Raw genomic sequence first — 19,730 nt, 5'->3', positions numbered from 1 at the left:
TGAGATATTGAAAAACAAACGGTTAATAACACCAACATATACTTCTGATAGTTGAATAAAAAAACCATATAACTACCTTTAATTATCAAAGAAAACCTGAACTGACCATTTACCAGAAATACCGTTCACAATCTTAATAGGCACCCCAGGGGTAGTAGGGTCAAGTATGTTAAACTTAGCACAGCAAAACCGAGCAGTTCCGGGACATACCATGGTCTGATCAATGGTTTCCGCAAAAATATCCTCGTTTAGGTAGGGACTAGCCCAAATGTCAGCCAAAATTGAAGACCTAATTTCATTCTGTATGAGAGTGTTGGTAACAGTTCCAGCAGAATTGATAACATCAATATCCATTTTAAAACAATCGGTCGTAGCTTTTCTACCTAAAACATTGGCCTTAGTTGTTAAAACGAGACCGACTGCTAGCACTGCAGAAAGGAACACAAGATCTAGTTTTAATTTGAACATATAAAAAGTTATTAATAGTGACGGGTTATCTCATTGCTTCCAAAATTAAAAAAGGCTGGCCTAATACAATGAGAGGTCAGCCCAAGACCTTAATGAATGCCCAAAGATCAAACATTTCACATTCAAAGCAAGTCTTTAATTTCTGTGGAACACCTGAACTGACCATTTCCCGGAAATACCGTTCACCGTCCTAATTGGAACGCCAGGAGTAGCGGGGGTCGATCGGGGTGAATATAGCGCAGCAGAATTTGGCATGAAGAGGGCAAATGAAAACTTGCTCAACAGAGCTAGCGGAGATGTCTTCATTCAGATAAGGAGATGCGGCCAAGTCAAGCACAATAGACGCTTTTGCTTCATTCTGTACCAGTTCATTGGTTACTGTTCCTGCGCTATTGATAACATTAATTGCCATTTCAAAACAATCGGTCGCAGCTTTTTTACCTAAAACATTGGCTTTAGTTGTTAAAACGAGACCAACTGCCAATACTGCAGAAAAGAACACAAGGTTTAGTCTGAATTTGAACATACAAAAGTTATTAACAGTAACGGGATATCTCATCGTTTCCAAAGTAAAAAAGGCTGACCTGACACAAACGTGCGGCCAGCCTAAGACTATATGAATGTCAAAAATTAGATATTTCGCATTCAGAGCAAGTCCTTAATTTCTGTAGAAAGCCTGAACTGACCATTTTCCGGAAACACCGTTCACTGTCTTAACAGGAACACCAGGGGTAGAAGGGTCGAGCAGGGTGAATTTAGCGCAGCAGAACCTAGCGGTAGCAGGGCAAACAGTAGTTTGCTCAACCGCGGTAGCAGAAATGTCTTCATTCAGATAAGGAGATGCAGCTAGATCTGTCAGAATAGAAGCCCTTGCTTCATTCTGAATCAGTTCATTGGTTACTGTTCCTGCGCTATTGATAACATCAATATCCAGAACGAAACAATCAGGAATAACTTTCGCGCCGAAAGTGCTGGCCTTGGTTGCTACGGTAAAACCTACTGCCAAAATAGCAATAACTAAAGCAAAGCTTAATTTCAGGTTACGCATGTCATTAATTTTTTAATTGTTAACTTATAATGGTTACGATCTCTGTTTTTTCAAGACAGATAACTTGTTTGTTGCAACAAATTCTTCAAGAACGTAAATAAATCAGTGTGTAAAATACAATCAGGAGATTTGCAGTTTTATATTGTCTCTATTTATTCTTTTTGCAAGCAAGAGGCCCAATATTATCAATATGGTCAGAATAATATTCAGTATTAAATGCTGCTCCCAATTAAGTGTATCAATAATACCTCCACATTGGCACGGAAGCTGCTTCGAAAATGATAGTACTAAAGCGACATACAAAGTGAAGGAAAACATTAAAAAAAACGACACCCAAAGTCCTATTATCCTGGTTTTTCGGATTACTAATAAAATCGCTGTCATCAATTCCACAACAGGAACGGCGTAGCTTAAAAACACGGCATAATCCACAAAAAGTGATTGTTTTCGCAACTGATACATGAAATTGAATTGCTCTCCTAATTTACTGATACCAGTGTAAATCCATAAAACGACAAGAATAGCAACAATTCCTTCCAGGGCAATTTTCCGTGTCATATTGATGTCAGGTTTTAATTATCAAGTGCGTTAGCAAACAAATAGTATTAGACTGATTTACACAGTCGTTAAAGGGTTTCAATTAATCTGTCCTTTTCCATTGCTTTTGTAAATATCTAAAGTATTACTGCATCAGATTTGCAGTTTAAAAAAAATAAAAAAAAGCGCTGGCACTACATGCCAGCGCTTTTAAAATCAGGACACTACTATTATTGAGTAACGATAGTAGTAGGCAGAATAATTTTTCCCGGAGAAAGTTTTAGATTGTACTTATTTAGCTCCCGATTTAATGTAGGAAGGTCTCTTGTTTCAATTTTCAACTCCAGGTCGACTTTTCCTCTTATCCCTGTTTTATCAATTATAAGCATATCTGACTGAAGAATCTCCCGCAGACTTTCAGCCAAAACAGTAAGGTCCCAATATAGAAACCTCCATCTGCTGCCAATATTTTCGCTCAGGGGCGTTTTTTCCGACTTTTTTCGCTCAGTCTTCAATGGGCCTGTAGAAAGCAACTCTAAACAATCATATTCTACATCTTTTACTGAAAACTTAAAGCCAAAATTGCTGGCAATGTCGTTTTTCATTTTTGCTCTTATAGCACGCGCGTTCACTTCGGGCAAAGAATCGCGGTAATTAGGGGGCAACAATAACTCGTAGCAGTAAGTATATTTTTTTATAAACTCATTGCTATCCTCAGCGCCTTTATTCTCCTGATATTTATCTCCTCCTGGAAAATCAAATCTGGCATTGGGAGTCCCAAAAGCAAACTGTAATAAATCCGTCAACGACGCATTAATAAATCTTACCCTGTTGGTGATTCGCATTCCGAGGGTATCAGTATAATACCCCATAGGATCAGTAAATGGATAATCCGGTATACTAGACATAAAGAGGGAATAAGATTGGATATATTTCTGCAATCGCCCCTTCCCTTCAGACAACAAGGGAACTCTATCGTTAAAATCCATTAGATCGTTATCTCTCACCCGGACAGACCTTGTAGAACCCGTTTTAAAATAATCATCCAGATGAGCTTCAGAAGTTTCATTAGTTACCGCTTTTACCACAAAATTTGAATCTATCCAAATATGATGAGGAACACCCAAATGAGGAAATAAATTATTAACCAGGGTATCTGATAAAATATAGGGCAACCGGGTATTTCTTACTATTGTAGATCTATTCTTTAGTGCATTGAATTCTTCGGGAGTATTAGAAGTAAGCAATAAGAACTGAAGCTTCCCTTTATACTTATCTTGCATCCTCTCATTTTTGGGAAAACCAGCAATGCACGTTGTACACCATCTATTCCATATATCAATAACTATCAATTCTCCTTTAAAATCAGTTAATCTTAATTCCTTCTTGTTATAGTTCACCACATTCCTAAATATGATGTCAGGAATGGTATCCCCAATTTTGATTGGCCTTCTTTTTACATCTGACACTAGCTGTGAATAAGATACTACAGCTATTAATATTAGAGTACCGGTCAAAAAAAGTATTTTTTTCATCCTCATCTATTGGTTTATTTATTTTTTAAAGGAATCAGTTTGTTCAACGTATGAATTAAATTTTCGCCTCGTATTCTTTCCCCAAAAGAAGCTACTCCAGAGAGAGTACTTTCATATGCAATGAGACGGCCGTTCTGATCTACTAACAGGTAAGCAGGAAGAGAGTTAAAATTAAACAATTTTGCAACGCTATCATCCCAGTCATGTCCCTGTCTCCATGCAGTTTTATTCTTTACTATTGCTTGTTTCCACCTCACTTCTTCATCCATTACAGAAATACCTATAATATTGAAATTTTCGCGGTTATGACTAGCATAAATATTCTCTAGGTTTGGCCATTCACTAATACAAGGGGCACACCAGCTTGCCCAAAAATCTATTAATGTGAATTTTGATTGCTTAATTACGGACATAATACTTTCCGTTTCTCCATTTTCAACTTTAAACCTAAAGTCAGGGAGCATCGCTCCTTTCTTTAGCTTATCTCTCTTTTTTGAGGTTAATATTTCCTCCATCCACTTCTTAGCATAAAAACTATTTCTAACATTTTTCGATAACCTTTCATAAATTCCAAACTGCTCTTCCTCAGATAGCTGGCCTCTTTTAAAAAAGAATAGAATACTTGCAGAAGCATTTAAATCTTGATTTTTATCAACTATACTGTCCAAGAATTTTTTATACAATTCAATTATTGCTGTTCTGCCAATACTGTCTTTTAAATTATTAGCAGCTTTTAATTGTTCATCAAATAGCTTAACTTTCTTCTCCAGAACTTCCAAAAGCATGGTTGATTCTGATCCTTCCACCTTTACATCAGGCCAGCTATTTGCATCGCCTTTAATTTCAATAATCTTATTCTCTAAAAACAGCCTTATCCATGAATCCTTATTTGAAGCAATTGCAAAACTGCTCGTATCAAGTTTAATAAAATATAACTCCCCCTCGTCATTTAGTTTTCCTTGAAAAATGAACCTGCCTTTATTACTTATTACCGTTTTAACAGTATCAGCATTACCATTCTTGCTTCTAATCAAGAAGAATTTTGTATGATCTTTCAATCCTTTAATATCTCCTGTAACTCGATAGCTCTGGCCTAATACTTGTGCCGGAAGACAGGAAATAGTAATCATCATTAAAGCCTTAGTTCTTTTAATGACAGAATTGAATTTACACCATGTGTTATTTTTTATTATGGACATCATACATAGAAGATATATTTTTAACAAAAGAGGGTGAATGCATTTAATGTTATTTAACTAAAGATTGAAAACCGGAGTAACATTTTAATAGATTGATTATCAAATCAATTAGCTAACGGTATAGTCCTCATCCCATTAGCCCTTCTTTGACGTTAATAATTGCCACATCTTCCCGGAAAACACTCTAGCTTCGTCTGAAAGCTACCCTCAAATCCTAAAAAGTCGTTCCGTGACTCGCATCAGATAATCGGGTCACCCGAATGTCATGCGGCGCTGGCTCCCCCATCAGCGGCAGGCGTAGGCTACAGTATAGTATTAGACACAAAAAATCACCCCACTTGATACCCCACATCCCCAAATACCCTAAATTCGCTCATACTGAGAAAAATTCCGTCAAACATACTTGTTTGCATCCCCGGTTAACCGCCAGTTTTGCTTAAAATCATCCTTATGTACAAACCACAACGCGGCCTGCAAGCACCCTCTTTCCCCTTTACGGATCACACCACAGCATCCCATTTTACAGCCCTCTTTACCGAACTTCAAAAACACAATCCCCTACTATCCCAGCGCGAAATAGACGAGATCATCCCCTGCTGTAAAGTGGTTACTTTTAAAAAGAATGACCTGTTGCTGGACTATGGCGAAATCTGTCGCTGTCGCCATGTCTACTTCGCAGCGGAAGGGCTGGTAACCGCCCTGTACATCAAAGACGGTAAGGAAAATAACTGCTGGTTTATGGCAGAGGGAGAGGTCATTATTGCCATTGACAGCTTTTATAACCAGGCCCGGAGCGAAGAAAAGCTTCAGGCGCTTGAGAACACGACCTGCATAGTGCTCTATATCGAAGATCTTACAGCCCTCACCCGCAGGCTTCCAGAATTCTTATGGGTAGAGAATATGCTCACCCGGCATTACTACCAGCAAGCTTTTGCCAGAACAAAGTGGGTACATTATACCGCTGCGGAAAGATACGCCCTGCTTATAGAGAACTACCCCAAGTTCAACGATCGCGTATCAAATTCAGTCCTTGCATCCTACCTGGGCATTTCACCGGTTCATTTAAACCGCATCAAGCGTAACTGCCTTTCAAAAAAGGTAACAAATGTTACACTTTTTTAATTCTACGGCTGATAAATTTGCTCTCAGATAACCGAATGAACCATTCCTGCCCGTAGAGGAATGGCACGACCTTGTAACCTAAACCCTGCGATATGAATTACCCATAAAGTAAAAAGACCCGTTTATTTACCAGCGCTGCCTTGAAAACTATGTGTATTCCCAGAGATCCGCAACATGATCTTTTTACCTAGGGATAGCCCGGTAATAGACGGAAAAAGCCCCCGGCACAAGGCCGGGAGCTGTCGAAACAAAACCGAACAATTGAAACAATCACTCGTTCTTAACAGCCGCCTGGCCAAGGCCGGCCATTACACTGCCTACAATCGCCACCCCGCCGGCCATCTCTTTGATCGCGAGGGGAAGCTCTACCTGCAGCCCGAGCACCGCTGAGGCCATTGCGGTGAGGAGGAGCCCGATGTTACGCACCTTCTGGAAAAAAGGCGGCGTGGGCGCGGTTAAGCGGTTAATGAATTCCATAACTGACAATTTAAAAATTGATAAAATATGGTACCATTATTCCGGAACATCCACCGCAACGAGCTTCATCAGGTTAAACCTGCTGTTGCGGACCGGATACGGAATTCGCCTTCCTGCTCGATAAAGTCAATGCCCAGTGCAATGATAACCGGGTCGGCAATATTGGCCGGCAGCTGGGCGGTAAGCGTTTGAAGAGCAGTGAGGTTTTTATCCTTCGGGATCTCAGCGCTTTCCCGGGTCACGAAAAAGAACCTGTCGGTTTCGAAATCGACGGCTGCTACGCCAAGCTTCAGCTTGCAGTGCGTCGCCCTGTCAGGGAAAGTGATCATATCCGCAGGGATAAATTCCGGCAATTCAATGCTGACAGTACCGGCCACCCGGTTGATCGAATGCGAATACGGCATCCTGACGGAAACACTAAGGGACTGTCCGGGTTGAATTCGAAACCCGTGAGCAGGCCGATATCCCCGTTCCTGATGCTGCGCGTCCCGCGTTCGTGCTCCAGGTCCGATTTAATGACTTGTTTACAGAGGCGGGTAAGCCGCTGGTAATGTCATTGTTCACGTATGCCGGTGTCATGGGGGCAAAGGCCCGCTTGATCAGGATACTTGCTTTGCCTGCTTTGGCAAAGTCCTGGCTGTTCATTCTCACCGCTTCGTAATTCGAGTCGGTGGCGTACCGTTCAGGGCTGACGCCGCCTTTTCTCCTGAAGGCGAATTCGCCGTCCTTTTTTTTGTAGATAACCATGTTTTGGGTCTCGCCTGTTAATTGCAAGAGCCCTTTTTGTTTTTTTGACATAAAAATCTGTTTTAAAAAAATTGAAAATAGGCACTTTACATAGCCGTACCTGTTGGGCTTTCCACGTGATCAGTGTGGTGAATTGTAATTACGAAACGAAAGTATGCACGTGCTGATCACGGGAAAAATTGGACGGCCGGTATTTGCCGGTATTTGCCGGTATTTTCCGGTTTTTGCCGGGCTTAATTCAAGCTGTTATGAACAAGAAACTATCTCGCAAAGTGGTCATTACCACCAAAGACGTCCAGCTGATCCTGGGCAAGAGTGCTCGTTCCGCCCGCGACCTGTTGCAGAAAGTGAAAATGGCACTAGATAAGAAACCAGGGCAGTATGTAACGGTAGCCGAATTCTGTGAGTTTGTGGGGATAACAGAAGCTGAGGTGAGGGAGTTTTTATAGCCGTTAATTCTGGTTGTATTCCGATGGCATTCCGATGAATTTATTTTAACCCTTAACAGTCGGGCATTCCCAACGGCTAATTCCGACTTAGTTCCGATCTGGTTCCGATAAAACCCCGGTCTAGTTCCGATCTAATTCCGATCGTATTCCGATCTAGTTCCGATCTAGTTTGCCTCCAGGGTTTTTCAGGATTCGGAGGTTAAACACGTTGTAAAATCTTATGAAATGGAAGTGAATCTTTTCAATGAACGAACCTCCCGGTCAATCTACGATGCAGGATTTACACTCAGTTGTGTCCTTCTGGGCCTTTCAGTGATGTATGGCAGCCGGGCCTTTGCCCTGGGTTATGCTGTCACGGCTTCCTTCGTCTACCTCTCGCATCATAAATACAACCTGAAAACGTCTTTCCCTTTACTGGCAGGCATCGCACTGGCTTTCGCAACTGCTTTAACCTTTCTGTTTAAAGTTAATTCGTCGGCAGGAAGAATGCTGATATACAAAATATCTTACCGGATGTGGAAGAATCATTGGTTTGCCGGCTTGGGAAACGGAGGCTTCGAAAAGGTCTACAACCACTACCAGGCCGCATATTTTGAGAATGGCAGCTACACAGCCAGGGAACTTCTGCTGGCGGACAATACCTATTTCGCATTCAATGATTACTTCCAGTTTATAATTGAGCATGGAGTTCCGGGAATATTGCTGGTGGCATGCCTTTTTGCAGCTGCTATGATTGTGATGGCCGCATTGCTGACAAGGAATTTTGAAAATAAGAGCGGGGTAACGTTCGGCTTCAGCCTGCTGTTACCCTTTCTGATTGCCGCTTGCTTTACCTATGTATTTGAAAGGCCGGTATTCCAGTCAGTGATAATTAACGGCGCTTTCATCATGCTGACAATGTACTTCATGGCGAAACGCCGCAATACAGGGCTATGGATTTTGATCCCTCTCTACCTGGCCATTTGGGGATTTTCAGCGCGAGCGCAGCTTGCCCGGCAAAATGCACTGCACACATGGCAGGAAGCAAAATTACTGGCAGACTATGGCGAGAGAAAAGAAAGCATGGCCCTGTTCAGAAGACTGGAAGTAACGCTTAAGAATAACCCGGCCTTTCTGGTTTCCTATGCAGATCAATATCTTAAAATACATGACTACGAGAAGGCACTCAGGCTTTACCAGGAAGCCCAACACTACCAATCGTCAAACATCCAGCTCAGCAAAATAGGGAGTTGCTATTACCAGCTCGGCAGGATAGCTGAAGCCGAAGCCTTCTTCCGAAAATCCGTTTTCATGGTTCCAAACAGATTTACCTCCAGACAGCAGCTGCTCATGTTTTATGTGCAAACCGGGCAGTATGATAAAGCTCGTCTTTGCGCCGCAGACATGCAAAAATTGCCAGTAAAGGTAGCTTCTGTAAAGGTGGATAAAATACTGGAAGACGCCGTGCGGCTAGTGAAGACCTTACCTCGGTGAAGGCTATCGAAATTTAAAATCGTTTTTGTCACCCTAAAAATATAAAAATGAAGCTACGAATTATCCGCTTGCTTTCCCTGCTGCTCGCCATGGCTGCCAGCTTCTACGCCTGTAGAAAAACGGGAGTTGAAAAAATAAATACTGCCGCGGCCGATACCAACGTTTTTGATGTTACGGAGGCCAGGAATTACTTCAACGTCAAATTTCAAAAGACTATTTCCTCATCCATCAACCTCCGGCACCTGGCTCCGGACATTTACCCCATGTACCCCCACTGGAGGAAGGCCACGGCCTTCAAAAAGGGAAACTATTCTTATGTGGAAGTACCTACCGCATTTACAATTAAGAACAGCTTCATCGTAAAGCCGAAAACTTCCGGGCTGCAAGCCGGAAGTTGGACTCAAAAGTATCCGGCACAGGGTTTACAGCGCCTGCTGATCTTCCGGGATGAAAAGGGGAAGACAGGAGAGCTGAATATCAACTACATTCCGGATGAAGAGTATCTTGCTTCCAAAGGAAATGATATCAGTGAAAACCGTCTTCACCAGGTTGATCCCGGCTACAACGGATTTATCATTTATTCGCGCACAAACAACACGCCCTTGTTCATGGCGAGGGTTGAAAAGGGAAAGTTTGTCCGGACAATGGTTTTTAAAGCCCCGGGAAGCGCCACTGCACGAAAGGCGCCATCAACCTCCCGTGATTTGGCAAGTTACGAGTGTTGGGAATACTGTGTAGAACATTGGGAAAAGAGCTGCTGGGCAATTCCGGATCCTTTGCCGGGCGGGCCAATTGAAGAATGCAGTGAGCCGGCAATGGTTGGCGAAACCTGTACATATGAGTGTTTCCCTGTCGAGGAGGAATTGCCTGATCCTGAGAATCCTGGGGAATATCCAGGAGAAGATGACGGTGGAATAGCTATACCATTTCTATATTCTGCTCAATACATTGTAAATGCGCCCACGGCGCCAGTAAATATTTCAGATTTTTTAAAATGCTTTAACAGGCTGAAGGGAGCAACATTTACAATTTACGCGGATCAGCCCGTTGCTGGTGCAAGGAATTCCATAGATTTAGGAGCCGGAGGTACTGATGTAGGGCATGCCTTCGTGACAATAGAGCAAACTTCACTTGGCGTAACATATTCACGTACATTTGGGTTTTATCCTAGGGGCGACGCTGGTCTACTTTCGCCCCAAGATAATGCAGCTTTTTCGAATGATGGAAATCAAGGCTACGACGTCAAGATAACAAAAACGATTACTCCCAGTCAATTATCAGCTATTATTCACAAAGCCGTCAGCGCGAGTTCTGTCCCTTATAATTTATATCAATATAATTGTGCTAATTTCGCAATAGATTTAGCCAACCTGGCGGGAATGAATGTACCTTACTCAAAAGGAACCTTTTTTCCTGCCTGCAATCCTGGCGAGTTGGGCCAGGATCTAAGAAGTATTCCAGGTGCTATTAGCACTCCGGGGACTTCGCCTGCAAAAGCCGGCAATTGTAATTAATCCTAAAACCAAAAATCTATGTTAGTCCTTTTATTATGTGCTCTTCTTCACATGAATGTTAGCGAAAAGGTAGATTGGAATACCGCCACTGAAATTCATCTTTTTGGACAAATTCAGATTTCAGATTTTGACAAACTTACAAAGGAGGAGATTGCCTCAAAAAAAGCGAAACGCCTAGATTTGGAAAAGGCAAAATATTATCTTTTAAACTCCAAGCCATTGAATGAAATGATCATGTGGAAAGGAAGCGGCTACCTTGTGTTGGTGAAGTTCCAGAATGGCAGCAGCAGGAAACTGTTGGTAAATAAATTCGGCGGCACATTCAGGGATGGTGTCGGAAAAACAAATTATCAGATTGACGAAAATTTACGGGATGAATGGCATGCATTTATTTCCAGCCAATAATAATCATCGAAATTACCAGCCTTTGTCATAGACAGTAACAAAGGCTGGTAAAGTTTCTATATAAGGCCCCTTGCCGCGAAGATCACCCCATCACCCCACCACAACTCAAATTCACCACCACCCCCGTAACCGCGCCCGCCATCCCCGACGCAAAAAACACTGCCGCATTCCCCACATCCTCCAGCGAAGTATTCCTGCCCAAAGGCGGCTTCTCGGTAAACAGTTCTTCCAACGTCTTCCCCATCAGCTTCGCCCGGAAGCCGAATACCTCCTTCGCGTGTGATCCCAAAGCAGTCGTCTCCGGGATCGCATCCGGCCGCAGGCAGATCACCCGTATGCCATGCGGAGCCAATTCCCCGGCCAGTTGCAGACTTAGGGCCTCCACTGTGGCATTGGACACACTGAAACCGCCGGAGACAGAAGTATACAGTTTGGAACCCGGCGTAGTGAGTGTGAACAGCACGCCGGAACGCTGTGGCATCATCACGCGGGCAGCCGCAGTGGAGGTGATGAAATTCCCCCGTGCATAGGTCGCCACCGGCCACTCGAAATCCTCGGCAGACAGCTCCGCCAATGGAATCCCCTGCACATGGTACACTCCCATCGCATTAAAAGAAATATCCACCTTCCCCTCGCGCTCCAGGATACCCGCAAGATGCGCATCCACCGCAGCGGCATCCAGCGCATCCACCACACCGGTGGCGGCAAAACCGCCGGCTCGTGTGATCCGCTCCGCCACCGCCTTCAGTTTGGCTTCCGTACGCCCGGCCAGGTATACGCGGGCGCCCGCCGCTGCAAAGGCCTCAGCGGCGGCGCTGCCCAGGGCGCCACCGCCGCCATAAATTACAGCTGTTTTATTACGAAGTTCCATGGGATGTTTTTTGTTGCTAAAGATCAGCATAAACATCGCCATGGTATGGGGGAATTAGGGACAATCATCAGGCGAAATGCGCCAACTGTTCCAGGTGCCGCCATCCATAACAGGGTAATTTTACCGCTGTTTTGGGTAATATTCCCCAATTCCGCATACATGCAGATGGCTAACTTCAATGTTCTAAATACTGACCCGTATGCGCCTGTTCTTTATCCTCCTGTTCTGCACTTCCATGGCTGCCGCACAGGAACGTTTCCAGCCCTCCTGGCCCTCGCTGGAGAAATATTCCACGCCCGAATGGTTCCGCGATGCGAAATTCGGCATATTTATCCACTGGGGCGTTTACGCGGTGCCCGCATTCGGCAACGAATGGTACCCGCGTAATGTATACCGCCAGGACTCCAAAGAGTACAAACACCATGTGGAAAAATACGGCACCCTGGACAAATTCGGCTACAAAGACTTCATCCCCCAGTTCAAAGCGGAAAAGTTCGACGCCAACGCCTGGGCGGAACTCTTCAAACAATCCGGGGCTAAATACATCGTGCCGGTAGCAGAGCATCACGACGGCTTCGCCATGTACAATACCGCGCTATCGAAATGGAACGCGGTGGAAATGGGCCCCAAAAGAGATATCATTGGCGAGCTGGCAGCCGCCACCCGCAAGCAGGGACTTATTTTCGGATTGTCGTCCCACCGCATCGAACACTGGTGGTTCATGAACGGCGGAAGGAAATTCAATTCCGATGTGAACGATCCGAAATATGCGGACTTCTACGGCCCCGCCCACGAAGAATCCGAAACCATGAGCCCGGAGTTCATGAACGACTGGCTGCTGCGCTGCACCGAGCTGGTGGAAAAATACCAGCCCCAGCTCTTCTGGTTCGACTGGTGGATCGAACAACCCGCGCTGGAACCCTGGCGGAAAAGCTTCGCTGCATACTATTACAATAAAGGCCTGGAATGGAATAAAGGCGTAGTGATCAACTATAAACACGACATCGCGTTCAAACCAAAGGCAGCCGTGCTGGACCTCGAACGCGGCAAGCTGGACGAGCTGCGCCAGCTCCCCTGGCAAACGGACGATGCCCTCGGCAATAAGTCCTGGGGATATACGATCGACAACGATTTTAAATCACCGCAATACATCATCACCAACCTGGTAGACATCGTGAGCAAGAACGGCAACCTCCTGCTCAACATCGGCCCGCGGCCAGACGGTACCATCACCGAACAGGAAACATCCGTACTGCAGGCTACCGGCAAATGGCTGGCCGTCAACGGCGAAAGCATCTACGGCACCCGCCCCTGGAAGATCTCCGGGGAAGGCCCCACCAAATCCGCCAAAGGGCCCTTCGCCGACCAGAAAGAAGCATTCACCGCCAAAGACCTCCGCTTCACCACGAAAGGAGACACCCTGTATATGATCACGCTCGGCATTCCCGCCGCTCCCGTTTCAGTGAAAGCCCTGGCCGGAAACAACACCATTGCGAACATTACGCTGCTGGGCAGCAACGAAACAGTCCGCTGGAAGCAGCAGCAGGGGCAGCTGATCATTCAGCCCTCATCCGCTTACCCGTCGGAACACGCGGCGGCATACAGGATCATTTTCCGGTAGGGCCGGGATTGGAAACAATTGATACAAGGAACAATGAAATACAACTACCGCCGGGATTGGAAACATACCCGGCGTTTTTTTTGGATCATCAGGCCGGGAACGATCCGTCGGGAAGCACGGATTTAATGTACTGCTGAGGAGTTTTGCCGGTATGTTTTTTAAATATCCTGTGGAAAGAAGTATAATCGCTGAACCCGCTTTCAAAACAGATCTCCTTGATGGAAAACCTGCCTTCCATCAGTAATTTGCAGGCAAACCCCACTCTTACCTCGCTCAGGAACTGCAGGTATGTTTTACCCGTTTTTGTTTTGAAATACCGGCAGAAGGAATTTTCACCCATCGCGGCAATGCCCGCCACTTCGGCGAGCGGCAGCGGGTCCTGGAAATTCCGGAAGATATGGTCGAATACACGGTTGATGCGGTCGCTGCCCGTTCTGCGGTCCAGGTCCGGCCTGAAACCCGGGGAAGCGAGTTCCGTTACATCGGGGTTAGCGGATAGTTTCGCCAGGCACCGCAGCAGCGCAATGATCCGTTCGATGCCGTCCGTTTCCAGCATCAGGTTGATTTCCGATACGATAGCGGCGGATGAATGCTCCGGCACATGCAATCCTCTTTTGGCGCGTTGCACCACCCCGCGCAATGCGGCAGCTTCAGGAATATCAAGAAACCCGCCGCCCAGGCAGGTCTCTTTAAAATGTATCACGGTGGAATAAGGCACGTGATTGCCTTCCCCGTCGCCGCTCTCATACCGCCAGAAATGCGGCAGGTTGGCGCCCACCAGCACAATATCCCCTTTCGAGAACGGCCGGATGTCGTCGCCCACGAACTGCATGCCGTGGCCCTTCTGGAACCAGATCAGTTCCAGCTCCTCGTGGTAATGCCAGCTGCTGTTGATATTCGGCAGCATGTCGCGGCGGGCGCTGAATGAATGTATTTCCCGGGTCGGCACTTTTAAGAGGGCTGGCTTCATACGGGTTGTTTTAACGTGGACCGTAAAGATATCACTTATTAAAATACTCATGCATGAACAGCAACTGGTATAATACCGCATTACTCCAGTAGTTCCAGTTATGCGCACCCGGCCGCGCGATAAAATCGTGCGGGATATTCCGGTACTGCAACTGCTCGTGCAAATTCTCATTCACCTTGAAAAAGAAATCATCGTACCCGCAGTCTATCAGCAAAGCAAGACTGTTCGGCGTGAGCAGGTGCAGCTGGTTGATGACGGTATGCGATTCCCAGCGCGCAGGCTCTTTGGCATACGTGCCGAGGCGTTGGGCCATGTCCCAGTTATTGGGGAAAGGCCTGATGTCCACCCCGCCGCTCATGCTGCCGGCTGCGCCATATACATCCTGGTGGCGGATGGCCAGGTACAGCGCGCCGTGGCCGCCCATGCTCAGACCGGTAATGGCGCGGCCTTTCCGGTCGCGGATGGTTTTGTAATGTTCGTCTATCCAGCTCACCAGCTCTTTGGAAACATAGGTCTCATATTGATAAGACGGATCTGCCGGGCTGTTCCAGTACCAGCTGCCGAAGCCGCCGTCCGGGCAAACGATCAGCATGTTCAGCTGGTCCGCCTGCTGCTGCACGGCCTTTACCTTGGTCACCCAGTCCGCATAATTGCCGCTGTAGCCATGCAGGAGATATACCACGGGCAGCGCTTTGGCGCTTTCGTACCCCGCGGGTTTTATCACTACGGCTTTAATGTTTTTTTTCATCGCCTGGCTGTAGGTATCAACGGTGTCTACCGTAGCGGCCAGAACTGCCTGCGCTTGCAGGATAAGGAGCAATGCCAGTAAATGGAAAGCCTTTTTCCGGAAATTTTTCATGACGGGATCTGATGTTCTGCCTGTCAAGATACATAAATCAGGGAATGAGCGCAATGTTGTCGTCCGGGTTCCCGTCAGGAATGTATCCGTAGGGGTCTATGGCCGCGGCGGCAGGCTTTTGGTCCAGCAGCAGGGTGAGTGTCGAAGCTTTGCCGGTGAAATGATGCATCCTTTCATAAACAGGCTTGCCCAGCGGCGCCGGTGCAGCAAATATGCCGATTGGAAGCAGGTCGTTGGCAGCCCCGCCGTTCCTGAGCGTGGTTACTTTCAGCACGAGCCTGAATTTCCCCTTCACCGGCTCGCAGCTCACGATGCTCACGCCCAGCGAATAAGTGACCACTTCCTTCAGGCAGGTATGGATCAATTGCATTTCATCCGGTGTTGCATTTACCGATAATTCCCGGACCAGTTCTTCCGCCCGGCTGGCGTTGGCGGCCAGGGCGCGGCGCAGGGCGGCATTTACCCGTTCTTCCCCAAAGGTTTCCTTTAAGCGGTACATGGCCAGCCCGCCTTTCTGGTAAGCCACATGCGGCTCTCCGTCCGTTTGCACCAGCGGCAGCTCTTTACCGGCAAACCCGCGCACATGCATATACCAGCGGTTGTCTGCCAGCAGGTAATGGCGCAGGTGCATTTTGCCCCGCGAGCGCTCCAGCACCATGGCTTCGGTGTATTTCGCCAGCGACTCCGTAAGGAATTTGGAGCCCGCCGTATCCGCCGGCACCAGCTGCATGGCCCACCATTGATGGGATATTTCATGCGCTGTAGTGGCATAGGCAAAATTCACTTTCCCTGTATCGCTGAAATCGCCTTTGAAGTTCAGTCGTTCGGCCGCGAATATCACGCCGGGGTAGGCTGTAGCCGCGCCCCTGTATTGAGGCACCTGCGCCACAGTGCAGTACTGCAGCGGGTAAGGACTGAATTGTGCATTGCAGTAATCCAGCGCGTCTTTCATGGCTTGCATCAGCGCCGGCACATTTTTATTGTCCCCGGCCTGGTAATACACGCGCAGATCCACGCCTTTCCATGTTTCTTTCCGAAGCGTATAACGCGCGGCGCTGAAGGCAAACATGGGTGTCACCGGTTCCGTGGTTTTGTAATGGAAATAATGCCGGCCCTTGCCGGACCAGTCCTTCAGCAAAGCGCCTGTTGTAACTACCTGCTGGCCTTCCGTAACAGAAATCACGGTCTCGAAATCCATCTTCGCCCGTGTGTTGGCCGCGTCCTTGGGCGGCACCGCCGGCAGGCCCAGTTCTTTCCGTTTGGTTGAATCGTCCAGCGTAAGCCATGGGTTGAACCCGAACCAGGGAAGATATTTTTCCAGCTCTACATACGACCCGTTCGGCACAATGGAATGCTCGTTGTTGAAGGGCAGGAAGCCGTTGCGGCTCACCTCTGTGCTGAATTCCAGGCGCATGGTATCGCCCGGCAGCAAAGGCTTCGCCAGGGTGATCCAATGCTGGTTGTATCCCGCAGGCTGCCCTTCCCCTTTAAATTTCAACGAGCCCACTTCCGGATGCGCGCCCGCCAGCAGCCGGGTGATGGCAGTTCCCGTCCTGTTTTCAAGGCGGTACGATCCTTTTACAGTATAGCGGCCTTCTTCAGGGTAAATGCTGGTTTCCGTGCGCAAGGCGGTAATGTCCGGCTGCGGCATGTCTTTATATTGCGCGAACTGTTTCTCATATCCTTCCTGCCATTTTTCAATATCGTAAAGGCCATCCTGCCGGGAATAAATGAAAGCGCCCGCAGCCAGCGCTACCAGCAGGCAGGGAATGGCCAGGAACGCCACACGCTCTCCCGTTCTGCGCGTTCTTTTCCAAAGGGCGGCGGAAAGAAATACCAGCATCAGCGCAAAAGCCCCCCAGTAAAGCATGTACCAGTTAAATGCCTTCGCATAATGCCCCATCCCGTTCATGGATGAATATTCCAGTTCAGGCGAAACAGCGTAACGGAACAGGAAATTCTCTATCCCCAACCTCCGGCTGTACAGGATCAAACCTGCCGCCAGCAGGCTTGCCAGCATGCCGGTATATTTATGCGGGATCAGCGTCTGGATAAACACTGCCTGCGCGCCGAACAGCAGCAGAGGCAGCCCGCTGTAATAATACATGGAAAAATAAACCGGCAGCTCCGCCCGGAAATACCCGTGGCTCCATTGCAAACACAATCCCAGCAAAATATTCAGGCTCACCAGCACCACGATCACCACCGCCAGCACAGCCAGTTGCACCAGGGGGAACAGGATATTCCTCACCGGCGTGGCATACAGCAGCGAATGTATATTCACCGCCCGCTCCCGCCTCACCAGCTCCGCCGCACAAAAGATGATCAGCAATATGGCCGGCCGTAAAGCGCCCAGCTCCTCCACGATAATACCTGTGGCGGGATATAAAGACGAGCCGAACAGTCCATGGAACAACGAATCATTCAACTCTATGCCCATCAGCAGCACCCACAGCAGCAGCATGGCCACCAGCGGGATATTCTTCAGCATCGCCGCCGCTTCCAGCTTAAACTGCCCCCGGCCCGTACACAGATCATAACCGGTGTACTCAGGCGCCAAGGGCTTATAAAGTACGGTGGCACCAGCAGGTTCAGCGTCGGTCTTTACACTGCGCATCTTCTGCGATTGCAGCCGGAATGAAAATAATTTATAAGCAACGGAAAGCAGGAGAACGGAAACGCCCGTCCATAACAGGCGGTTCAGCAGGAAGGCGCCTTCCAGCGGGAATAGTGATGTATTCTTCCTCGCAACCGGCCAGCCGCGGGTATCGCCGAAAAACGCCGCCAGCCCGAACGGGTCCAGCAAAGCGGGAAGCGCAGAGCCCGCCGGGCTTGAATTGGCCAGCATGGGAGAATTTCCCAGCACAGAGCCCAGCATGTACAGCATATACAACAGCACGCCCGCCACATACACGGCTTTCGTGCTGCGGGTAAGCAACGCGGCAGCGAACACGAGCCCGCAACCGAAAAGAATATTCGGTAAACCAAACAATAACAAAGGTTGCAGGAAATACATCTCATTAAATGGCGACAACTTCCCCGGCCCCGCCAAAAAACTCCCCATCCACAACCCCAGCAAAGCCAGGCACAGCAAGGCAAACACTGCCAGCAGCAGGCCGGCGAACCGGCTGATAAAATACACCGGTTTGCTGAGCGGCGCCGTGAAAATGAACTGTTCCGTGCGATGCGCCGTATCGCGCAGCACCACGTTGGCGCAGAACACGATGCTGGCAAAGATCGCGGAAAGCGAGAGGATGCTCACCAGCATGGTAACCACGTAGGGGCCGTTCACATGCACACCGCTGCCGAAGCTCCCGAACACGGCCAGCACGCCCAGCACAAAAAATATAACCGCAGCCCCGAGGAAACTCAGCTGCTTCAGGTGATAACGGCATTCGAACCGCAGGAGTTGGGCTAACATACCACAGCCTCCTTTTCTTTTAATGCTGAAAAATACACTTCCTCCAATCCTGCTTCATACGGCTCAAAACCTTCGCCGGGGCGGTGTTCGGACCATACGTGCAATTGCATGCGCCCGGCCAGCAACCTGGTGGACAATACATTGAATGCCGCAGCATGCTCCGGTAATGTCTCTTTCCGGATCGTTTTTTTCCAGACCTTCCCTTCCAGCAGGCCGGTAAGCGCCGCAGGTTTCCCCTGCAGGATGATCCTTCCGCCGGCCAGCACGGCCATTTGCGGGCAAAGGTCCCGCACATCTTCCACGATATGCGTGGAAAGGATCACCACCACCTGCTCGCCGATCTCGCTCAGCAGGTCGTGAAAGCGGTTACGCTCTTCAGGATCAAGCCCGGCCGTAGGCTCATCCGCGATGATCAGTTGCGGGTTGCCCAGCAATGCCTGCGCAATGCCGAACCGCTGCCGCATACCGCCGGAAAAGGTGCTCACGGCCTGTTTCCTTACCTTGTAAAGATTGGTTTGCTGCAACAGGGCCTGCACCTGCTCCTTCCGCATGCGCGGCTGCAACAGGCCTTTCAGCACGGCCATGTGCTCCAGCAGGTCCTGCGCGGATATTTTCGGGTACACGCCAAAGTCCTGCGGAAGATATCCCAGCTGCCGCCGCATAGCCTGCGGGTCAGCCAGGATGTCTGTGCCATCGAAACTGATCTCCCCGCCGTCGGGCCGCTGCAGGGTTGCAATGGTGCGCATGAGCGTGGACTTGCCCGCCCCGTTGGGGCCCAGCAGCCCGAACATGCCGTTGGGTATGCTGAGGTTGATCCCGCTCAGCGCCTTTACGCCGCGGGCATATTGTTTATCCAGGTTCCGGATGTGGAGTCTTTCCATAGTTTTCAGGAGTTATGCAGCGAAAGTAATCCCGCCCTTTCCCGCCAGGAATTAAACAGGCCCAAAGCCGTGTATACCATGACCAACGGGCGTTCCTTCCCTTCGTCATCGTTTTGGGCACTTTCGTCATTAT

The 19,730-nt window shown here is 48.1% G+C and carries 20 protein-coding genes; 6 read left to right on the top strand and 14 right to left on the bottom strand.

Annotated elements, in window-relative coordinates:
• Positions 1-78: 78 nt before the first annotated feature.
• The 6 genes from ACTJIK_RS05830 to ACTJIK_RS05805 all read right to left on the bottom strand — a co-directional run bounded on the left by ACTJIK_RS05830 (position 79) and on the right by ACTJIK_RS05805 (position 4,790).
• The gene (locus tag ACTJIK_RS05830) at positions 79-468 is read right to left on the bottom strand and encodes a hypothetical protein (protein ID WP_440645415.1); all 390 of its coding nucleotides are present in this window, start codon (positions 466-468) and stop codon (positions 79-81) included.
• A 190-nt stretch (positions 469-658) separates the two neighbouring features.
• Positions 659-994, bottom strand: coding sequence for a hypothetical protein (locus ACTJIK_RS05825; protein ID WP_440645414.1), 336 nt, complete (start codon positions 992-994; stop codon positions 659-661).
• A gap of 132 nt (positions 995-1,126) precedes the next feature.
• Entirely contained in the window at positions 1,127-1,516 is a 390-nt protein-coding gene (locus ACTJIK_RS05820; RefSeq protein WP_440645413.1) for a hypothetical protein, read from the bottom strand.
• Between the two features lie 120 nt (positions 1,517-1,636).
• The gene (locus ACTJIK_RS05815; RefSeq protein ID WP_440645412.1) at positions 1,637-2,074 is read right to left on the bottom strand and encodes a MauE/DoxX family redox-associated membrane protein; all 438 of its coding nucleotides are present in this window, start codon (positions 2,072-2,074) and stop codon (positions 1,637-1,639) included.
• A 209-nt stretch (positions 2,075-2,283) separates the two neighbouring features.
• Positions 2,284-3,588, bottom strand: a complete 1,305-nt coding sequence (locus ACTJIK_RS05810; protein WP_440645411.1) for a TlpA family protein disulfide reductase — start codon at positions 3,586-3,588, stop codon at positions 2,284-2,286.
• Between the two features lie 14 nt (positions 3,589-3,602).
• Entirely contained in the window at positions 3,603-4,790 is a 1,188-nt protein-coding gene (locus tag ACTJIK_RS05805; RefSeq protein WP_440645410.1) for a redoxin domain-containing protein, read from the bottom strand.
• A gap of 447 nt (positions 4,791-5,237) precedes the next feature.
• Here ACTJIK_RS05805 and ACTJIK_RS05800 point away from each other — a divergent pair, with 447 nt between their 5' ends.
• Positions 5,238-5,909 (top strand): Crp/Fnr family transcriptional regulator, encoded by a 672-nt coding sequence (locus ACTJIK_RS05800; RefSeq protein ID WP_440645409.1) that lies wholly within the window; start codon positions 5,238-5,240, stop codon positions 5,907-5,909.
• A gap of 270 nt (positions 5,910-6,179) precedes the next feature.
• On the opposite strand, the gene ACTJIK_RS05795 is transcribed toward ACTJIK_RS05800, so the two are convergent.
• From ACTJIK_RS05795 to ACTJIK_RS05785, 3 genes are all read right to left on the bottom strand, one after another.
• Positions 6,180-6,386, bottom strand: coding sequence for a hypothetical protein (locus ACTJIK_RS05795; protein ID WP_440645408.1), 207 nt, complete (start codon positions 6,384-6,386; stop codon positions 6,180-6,182).
• A 68-nt stretch (positions 6,387-6,454) separates the two neighbouring features.
• Complete coding sequence (locus ACTJIK_RS05790; RefSeq protein WP_440645407.1) at positions 6,455-6,715, bottom strand: hypothetical protein; 261 nt, start codon at positions 6,713-6,715, stop codon at positions 6,455-6,457.
• 88 nt (positions 6,716-6,803) lie between these two features.
• Positions 6,804-7,184: a hypothetical protein gene (locus tag ACTJIK_RS05785; RefSeq protein ID WP_440645406.1), complete on the bottom strand. Its 381-nt coding sequence runs from the start codon at positions 7,182-7,184 to the stop codon at positions 6,804-6,806.
• Between the two features lie 197 nt (positions 7,185-7,381).
• Between ACTJIK_RS05785 and ACTJIK_RS05780 the strand changes: the two genes are divergently transcribed.
• The 4 genes from ACTJIK_RS05780 (at position 7,382) to ACTJIK_RS05765 (ending at position 10,974) form a co-directional block, all read left to right on the top strand.
• On the top strand, positions 7,382-7,582 hold the full coding sequence (locus ACTJIK_RS05780) for a hypothetical protein (RefSeq protein ID WP_440645405.1): 201 nt from the start codon (positions 7,382-7,384) through the stop codon (positions 7,580-7,582).
• A 225-nt stretch (positions 7,583-7,807) separates the two neighbouring features.
• A complete protein-coding gene (locus tag ACTJIK_RS05775) occupies positions 7,808-9,055 on the top strand; it encodes an O-antigen ligase family protein (RefSeq protein ID WP_440645404.1) in 1,248 nt (415 codons plus the stop codon).
• Positions 9,056-9,102: 47 nt separating this feature from the next.
• On the top strand, positions 9,103-10,569 hold the full coding sequence (locus tag ACTJIK_RS05770; protein WP_440645403.1) for a hypothetical protein: 1,467 nt from the start codon (positions 9,103-9,105) through the stop codon (positions 10,567-10,569).
• Between the two features lie 18 nt (positions 10,570-10,587).
• Positions 10,588-10,974 carry a hypothetical protein gene (locus tag ACTJIK_RS05765; protein ID WP_440645402.1) on the top strand — a complete coding sequence of 129 codons (387 nt, stop codon included), beginning with the start codon at positions 10,588-10,590 and terminating at the stop codon, positions 10,972-10,974.
• An 82-nt stretch (positions 10,975-11,056) separates the two neighbouring features.
• Here ACTJIK_RS05765 and ACTJIK_RS05760 read toward each other — a convergent pair whose 3' ends face one another.
• On the bottom strand, positions 11,057-11,887 hold the full coding sequence (locus ACTJIK_RS05760; RefSeq protein ID WP_440645401.1) for an SDR family NAD(P)-dependent oxidoreductase: 831 nt from the start codon (positions 11,885-11,887) through the stop codon (positions 11,057-11,059).
• Between the two features lie 157 nt (positions 11,888-12,044).
• Between ACTJIK_RS05760 and ACTJIK_RS05755 the strand changes: the two genes are divergently transcribed.
• Positions 12,045-13,466, top strand: coding sequence for an alpha-L-fucosidase (locus ACTJIK_RS05755; RefSeq protein ID WP_440645400.1), 1,422 nt, complete (start codon positions 12,045-12,047; stop codon positions 13,464-13,466).
• Positions 13,467-13,554: 88 nt separating this feature from the next.
• Here the strand turns inward: ACTJIK_RS05755 and ACTJIK_RS05750 are convergent, their stop codons facing one another.
• The 4 genes from ACTJIK_RS05750 to ACTJIK_RS05735 are packed head-to-tail and all read right to left on the bottom strand — an operon-like array spanning position 13,555 to position 19,597.
• On the bottom strand, positions 13,555-14,436 hold the full coding sequence (locus tag ACTJIK_RS05750) for an AraC family transcriptional regulator (protein WP_440645399.1): 882 nt from the start codon (positions 14,434-14,436) through the stop codon (positions 13,555-13,557).
• A gap of 31 nt (positions 14,437-14,467) precedes the next feature.
• Positions 14,468-15,295: an alpha/beta hydrolase gene (locus tag ACTJIK_RS05745; RefSeq protein WP_440645398.1), complete on the bottom strand. Its 828-nt coding sequence runs from the start codon at positions 15,293-15,295 to the stop codon at positions 14,468-14,470.
• A 37-nt stretch (positions 15,296-15,332) separates the two neighbouring features.
• Positions 15,333-18,716 (bottom strand): M1 family aminopeptidase, encoded by a 3,384-nt coding sequence (locus tag ACTJIK_RS05740; protein WP_440645397.1) that lies wholly within the window; start codon positions 18,714-18,716, stop codon positions 15,333-15,335.
• Positions 18,710-19,597, bottom strand: a complete 888-nt coding sequence (locus ACTJIK_RS05735) for an ABC transporter ATP-binding protein (RefSeq protein ID WP_440645396.1) — start codon at positions 19,595-19,597, stop codon at positions 18,710-18,712. Before ACTJIK_RS05735 ends, ACTJIK_RS05740 begins: the two co-directional genes overlap by 7 nt.
• Positions 19,598-19,730 lie beyond the last annotated feature (133 nt).

The sequence above is a fragment of the Chitinophaga sp. 22620 genome (assembly GCF_052044405.1).
Lineage (GTDB): Bacteria > Bacteroidota > Bacteroidia > Chitinophagales > Chitinophagaceae > Chitinophaga.
This window is presented reverse-complemented; position numbering and strand designations above follow the sequence as displayed.